This is a genomic window from Amaricoccus sp., assembly GCF_036846665.1.
Classification (GTDB): domain Bacteria; phylum Pseudomonadota; class Alphaproteobacteria; order Rhodobacterales; family Rhodobacteraceae; genus Amaricoccus.
Genome location: NZ_DAIUBO010000239.1, coordinates 1 through 5,700 on the forward strand (window position 1 = coordinate 1; position 5,700 = coordinate 5,700).

A 5,700-nucleotide genomic window follows, 5' to 3' on the forward strand; every position below is an offset into this window, starting at 1 on the left:
GGCTCTGGCCGGGGCGGGCGGCGCGGGCGAGGCGCCGGCCCCTGCGGTTGCGCCCGCCCCGGCGCCCGCGGGTGCGGAGGGGGCGCAGGCCCAGGCCGATGCGCTCTCGGCGCTGGCCAATCTCGGCTACGGCCAGGGCGAAGCGGCGGCGGCGGTGCTCGAGGCGGCGGAGGCCGATCCCGCGGCCGCGACCCCGGCGCTGATCCGCGCCGCGCTGCGCCGCCTGGCGCCCAAGGCCTGAGCCCATGGCCGATCCCGATCCCGCGCTCCGCCCCGATCCCTTGCCCGAGGATGCCGACCGCGCCCTGCGGCCGCAGACGCTCGGGGAATTCATCGGTCAGCGCGCCGCCCGCGCCAATCTCGCGGTCTTCATTGAGAGCGCGCGGCGGCGCGGCCAGGCGATGGACCATGCGCTCTTCCACGGGCCGCCGGGCCTCGGCAAGACCACGCTGGCGCAGATCGTGGCGCGCGAGCTCGGGGTGAATTTCCGCATGACCTCCGGGCCGGTGCTGGCCAAGGCCGGGGATCTGGCGGCGATCCTGACCAATCTCGACGCCCGCGACGTGCTCTTCATCGACGAGATCCACCGGTTGAACCCGGCGGTGGAGGAGATCCTCTATCCCGCGCTGGAGGATTTCCAGCTCGACCTGGTCATCGGCGAGGGGCCGGCGGCGCGCACTGTGCGCATCGAGCTGCAGCCCTTCACGCTGGTGGGCGCCACCACCCGGCTGGGGCTGCTGACAACGCCGCTGCGGGACCGCTTCGGCATTCCGACGCGGCTCGAATTCTACGAGGTCGGCGAGCTCGTCACCATCGTCACCCGGCTCGCGCGGCTCCTGAAGGCGGATGCCACGCCCGACGGCGCCCAGGAGATCGCGCGGCGCGCCCGCGGCACGCCGCGCATTGCCGGGCGGCTGCTGCGCCGGGTGGTCGATTTCGCCATCGTCGAGGGCGAGGGCCGGGTGACCAAGGCGATCGCCGACCGGGCGCTGACCCGGCTCGGGGTCGACGACCTCGGGCTCGACGGCGCCGACCGGCGCTACCTGACGCTTCTGGCCGAGAACTACGGCGGCGGGCCGGTGGGGGTGGAGACGATCTCCGCCGCGCTCGCCGAGCCGCGCGACGCCATCGAGGAGGTGATCGAGCCCTTCCTTTTGCAGCAGGGCCTGATCCAGCGCACCCCGCGCGGCCGCATTCTGGCCGCGAAGGCCTGGACCCATCTGGGCCTGACGGCGCCGCGCGCGGCGGGGCCGATGGACGATCTCTTTGACGGGTAGGGCGCGGCTGCCGGATTTCGTTCGGCTTCGCCTTCAATATTGTCAGCCGGCCGGTCCGGCGCGGGAGGTGTGGAAGGCGCCATGGTGGTTCGCAGGGTCAGCGATCTGGGTGAGTTGTCCGACGCCGAGCGGAAGATGCTGGACGAACTCGATACCGGCGAAGTCATCGACATCGGCGAGACGGTTCCGGAGCAGGGCGACGAGAAACGCCGGGTGCGGGCCGTACTGATCCGGCTGCTGCTGCTCGGGGACGATCCCGACCCGAAGTACCGGCTGCACGAAAAGGGTCTGCGGATCCGCGGCGCGTGGATTCCGGATCGCCTCGATCTGGAAGGGTGCCGGGAGCTCCGGGACCTCGCGCTGATCGATTGTCGCTTCGAGGAAAGCCCGGTTCTGCTTTCGGCCGAACTGAGCAACCTGTTCCTCAGCGGGAGTCGTTTGCCCGGGCTCTCCGCCGACCGGCTGCACGCCGGGGGCAACGTGTTCCTGGATGGTGTCGAGGCGAGCGGGGAAGTGCGGCTGCTCGGGGCGAAGCTGGGCGGAAGCCTCGACTGCAACGGGGCGACGTTCCGGGCGGAGAAGGACGCGGAGGGCAAGCCGGGGAAATCGTTCTCCGACGACCGGCTGGAGGCCGGGGGGGACGTGTTCCTGCGAGGCGTCGAGGCGATCGGGGAAGTGCGGCTGCTCGGGGCGAAGCTGGGTGGGAACCTCGAATGCGACGGGGCGATGTTCCAGACGAACATTTCCAGTTGCACGGGTGGCAAAGCATTGAATTTGGGAGGCTCGCGGGTCGGCGGGCGCCTGTTTCTGCGAAATAACGCCAGATTCGAAGGAGTCTTGGACCTCTCTGCCGCGAAGTTCGGCGGCATCAATGATCGGCCCGCCTCCTGGCCTGGCAAGGGAAACCTTATTCTCGACCGATGCCAGTATGGTGCATTCAGCGGGCATGCGCCCGTCGATGCTATGGCACGGCTCGATTGGCTCCTGCGGCAGGATCCGGCTCGCTGGGGTTCGGAGTTCTGGCCCCAACCCTATGAGCAACTCGCCAAGGTGCTGCGCGAGATGGGCCATGGCGCGGATGCCCGTACCGTGCTGGTCGAGAAGGAGTGCCTGCAGCGGGCGGCGCGGCGAGAGACGTGGCAGGCGCGGCTGGAGGGCGCGCGTCTGCGATTGCGGGTGGAGCGGGACGGCATTGCGGTCGTCGAGCCGGAGATCGACGCGAGCCTGGACCGGTTTCAGCCGAGCGATCCGAGGCGCGAGTGCATCCTGGAAGAACTACGGAAGTCGCCGGAGGTGCACCGTCGTCTCGACGGGCGGGACGTCGATCCGGAGAGCGTCGCCGGAGGAGCGGACGCCACGGACCGGGTCGACCGGGTCAGCGCGGCCCGGGCGCCGATCTGGGACTACTGGTGGCGGCTCAACCTCCTGAGGGTCTGGGACGTGCTGGTCGGGGTGACGATCGGCTATGGTCGGCGGCCGGAGCGCGCGGCCATGTGGGCGGTCGGGATCTTCCTGCTGGGATGGTTCTTCTTCGCTTTGGCGGGCGGGCACGGGGCGATCAAGCCGAACACGCCGGTGGTCCTGCGCTCGGATGAGTGGGTGAGTTACGCCGATGCGGTGGGGCAGACGCAGGTGCAGTGTTTCCTGGAACAGCCGCGGGCGGCGAGCTATCCGCGGTTCAATGCCTTCATCTATTCGGCGGACACGCTGCTGCCGATCGTGGATCTGGAGATGCAGGGGTTCTGGATACCGGATGACCGGACATGGGGCGGCATGTGGGCGCGGGGCTATCTCTGGGTTCATATCGCGGTGGGCTGGGCGCTCAGCCTGCTGGCGGTGGCGGGGTTCTCGGGGTTGGTGAAGTCGGATTGAGGTGGGTTCCGTTTTGAATGGCGCGCGAAGGGGGCATGGTTCGCGCCTCGGGCTCCGGGTGGGGCGGTGCCACCATCCGGCCCGGGGGGTACCGCCGGGCATCGCCCAACCCGCCCCGTCGCGCCGAAGACGTGCCTTGCGGCACGACGCGGGCGCTTCGCTTCCGCCCGGGTCGGGCGCTGCCCTCATCTTGGGGAGGTGAGGTCGAAGAAGCGAGAATGAGCAGCAGATGTGACGGCTCTGTTGCGGCGGTGAAATCCGGCAGGTGTGTGCGCTGCCTGGAGTTTGCGGCCGGAAGCGGCCTCAGCCGTGGCGTGGTCGCACGCGTCTGGTGCTTTCGAGGGTCGAGACGGCATCGTGCAGGCGTGCGAGCCGGTTTCGCCCGGTGAAGACGGCGTCGTGGTCTCCGAAGAATTCGATGAGCATGTAGAGGTAGAGGTCGAGCGCCGTCAGCCCGCCGCGCAGGAAGTGCGGCGCTCCCGAAGCGGCATCGTCCAGCATGGTGAATTGATCGAGGAGGCGTGACCTGGCGTTTTCGACCAGGGCTGCGTGGGCCTTCGTCTCGCCGATGAAGCGTTCGGGATGATTGAACTGCACGAAGGTCATGTAGGGGCTGGCCGCCATGTAGACGAGCCAGCGCAGGAAGGCGGGGCGATCCTCGGCGCCGGGCGGCGGCACGAGGCCGCAATCGGCATGGATCTCTCCCAGGAGCAGCAGGATCGCGGCGCTTTCGCCGATGACCTGGCCGGAGGGGAGCATGAGCGCCGGGACCTGGCCGGTGGGATTGAGCGAGCGATAGGCCGCGCTCCGGTGCTCGCCCGCCGCCATGTCGATCGGGATGCGGTCGTAGGGGATCGCCGCCTGTTCGAGGAAGAGCTCGACCGCCATGGCGCCGGAAAGCGCCTCCCAGAACAGCTTGTAGCCTGGCTCGCCCGCCATGTTGACACCCGATCTCCGTCGCCGTCGTCGCCCGTGGACCCGAAGCGCCCCTGGCCACGGGATGCCGCTTGCGCATCCTGTCGGCGAGTTTGTGGCATGGGCAGGGAGATTTCCATCTCGGTCTCGTCCGTCGATCGCGGATCCGGGGTCGCGGGGCTGTCTCCAGGTCCGTATCGCGGTCGGTCGGGCGGTCGCCGCCCGTGCCGTGAAGGTGGTGCAGCCGGGTTCGGCAGTCTGCGGCGCCGTCGGCCAAAGACCGCTGGCCCTTGGCGGGCGGTTGTCGAGCGGGGGCGGGGGTGGCAGGTTGGGGAGGGTGCGAGCAATGGACGCATCGTCAAAATGAGGGGAAGAGGCATGAACAGGTTCGGAATCCTGGCGGCGGTGGCGCTGCCCGTGGTCATGGCGGCCTGCGCGCCGAAGGCGCCGCTGCCGGAGCCGGCGCCGGTGCTGAGCGCGGCCGAGCAGGCCTGCGCGGCGCAGGCGGCGGCGGTCGGCGGGGTGGACGTGGCCACGGTGGTGGTGGTGCCGCTGACCACCACCAAGTCCGGGGCGACGGTCCATGAGGTGACGGCGGGCGAGGTGCGCTACAGCTGCGTGGTCGAGCTCGACAATTCCATCTCGAGCTTCGAGGCGCTCTAGGCCGAGGATCCGGCCGCGCCGTCCGGTGGCGGTGCGGCCGGTGCCCTTGGGCCGGCGTCCCGGTTTCGGGGCGCCGGTGCGGAAGAATGTGGCTGCGGGGAACGGCGGCCGCTTGCCCCGGGCCGGCAGAGACGACCATGGCGCAGAACATCTACGACAATCCCGAGTTCTTCGCGGGCTACAGCCGCTTGCCGCGGCAGGTGCAGGGGCTGGACGGGGCGCCGGAATGGCCAGCGATCCGGGCGCTGCTGCCCGATGTGGCGGGCAGGCGGGTGGCCGATCTGGGCTGCGGTTTCGGCTGGGCGGCGCGCTGGTTCCGCGCGGCGGGGGCGGCCTCGGTGCTGGGGGTCGACCTGTCGCGGAACATGATCGCGCGGGCGCGGGCGGATACGGTGGATCCGGGGATCGAATACCGCATCGCCGATCTCGACGAACTTGTGCTGCCGGAGGGGGCGTTCGATCTGGTCTACAGCGCGCTGACTTTCCATTACGTGCGGGATTTCGGGCGGCTGGTGCGCATGATCCGCGCGGCGCTGGTGCCGGGCGGCAGCCTCGTCTTCACCATCGAGCATCCGATCTTCATGGCGGCGGCGCATCCGCATTGGCTGCTGGACGAGGACGGGCGCAAGACCTGGCCGGTCAACGGCTATTCCGTCGAGGGGGAGCGCCGGACGGATTGGTTCGCCGAGGGGGTGGTGAAGCATCACCGGACGCTGGCGAGCACGGTCAATGCGCTGATCGGCGCGGGATTCGCGCTCGACCGGATCGAGGAATTCGCGCCCACGCCGGGGCAGGTCGCGGCGATGCCGGAACTGGCGGAGGAGATGGAGCGGCCGATGATGCTGCTGGTCTCGGCGGTCGTCGCGGGTGATGGCGATTGAGGCTCTTTCTTTCTTCCTCGCGCGTCCCGCCCAAGAAATGAGGGCAGCGCCCGGCCCGGGCGGAAGCGAAGCGCCCGCGTCGTGCCGGAGGC

General features: G+C 69.9%; 5 protein-coding genes and 1 pseudogene. 5 read left to right on the forward strand and 1 reads right to left on the reverse strand.

The window, feature by feature from the left end; all coding sequences use genetic code 11:
• From V7050_RS17550 to V7050_RS17560, 3 genes and pseudogenes are all read left to right on the forward strand, one after another.
• A pseudogene (locus V7050_RS17550) lies at nt 1-241 on the forward strand (Holliday junction branch migration protein RuvA); the annotation flags it as partial.
• Between the two features lie 4 nt (nt 242-245).
• Nucleotides 246-1,277 (forward strand): Holliday junction branch migration DNA helicase RuvB, encoded by a 1,032-nt coding sequence (ruvB, locus tag V7050_RS17555; protein WP_324368766.1) that lies wholly within the window; start codon nt 246-248, stop codon nt 1,275-1,277.
• Nucleotides 1,278-1,358: 81 nt separating this feature from the next.
• Nucleotides 1,359-3,149: a hypothetical protein gene (locus tag V7050_RS17560; RefSeq protein WP_324368768.1), complete on the forward strand. Its 1,791-nt coding sequence runs from the start codon at nt 1,359-1,361 to the stop codon at nt 3,147-3,149.
• 303 nt (nt 3,150-3,452) lie between these two features.
• Here the strand turns inward: V7050_RS17560 and V7050_RS17565 are convergent, their stop codons facing one another.
• Nucleotides 3,453-4,088 carry a glutathione S-transferase family protein gene (locus V7050_RS17565; RefSeq protein ID WP_324368770.1) on the reverse strand — a complete coding sequence of 212 codons (636 nt, stop codon included), beginning with the start codon at nt 4,086-4,088 and terminating at the stop codon, nt 3,453-3,455.
• 354 nt (nt 4,089-4,442) lie between these two features.
• On the opposite strand from V7050_RS17565, the gene V7050_RS17570 reads away from it, so the two are divergent.
• Entirely contained in the window at nt 4,443-4,727 is a 285-nt protein-coding gene (locus V7050_RS17570) for a hypothetical protein (RefSeq protein ID WP_324368772.1), read from the forward strand.
• A 137-nt stretch (nt 4,728-4,864) separates the two neighbouring features.
• A complete protein-coding gene (locus tag V7050_RS17575) occupies nt 4,865-5,608 on the forward strand; it encodes a class I SAM-dependent methyltransferase (RefSeq protein WP_324368774.1) in 744 nt (247 codons plus the stop codon).
• Nucleotides 5,609-5,700 lie beyond the last annotated feature (92 nt).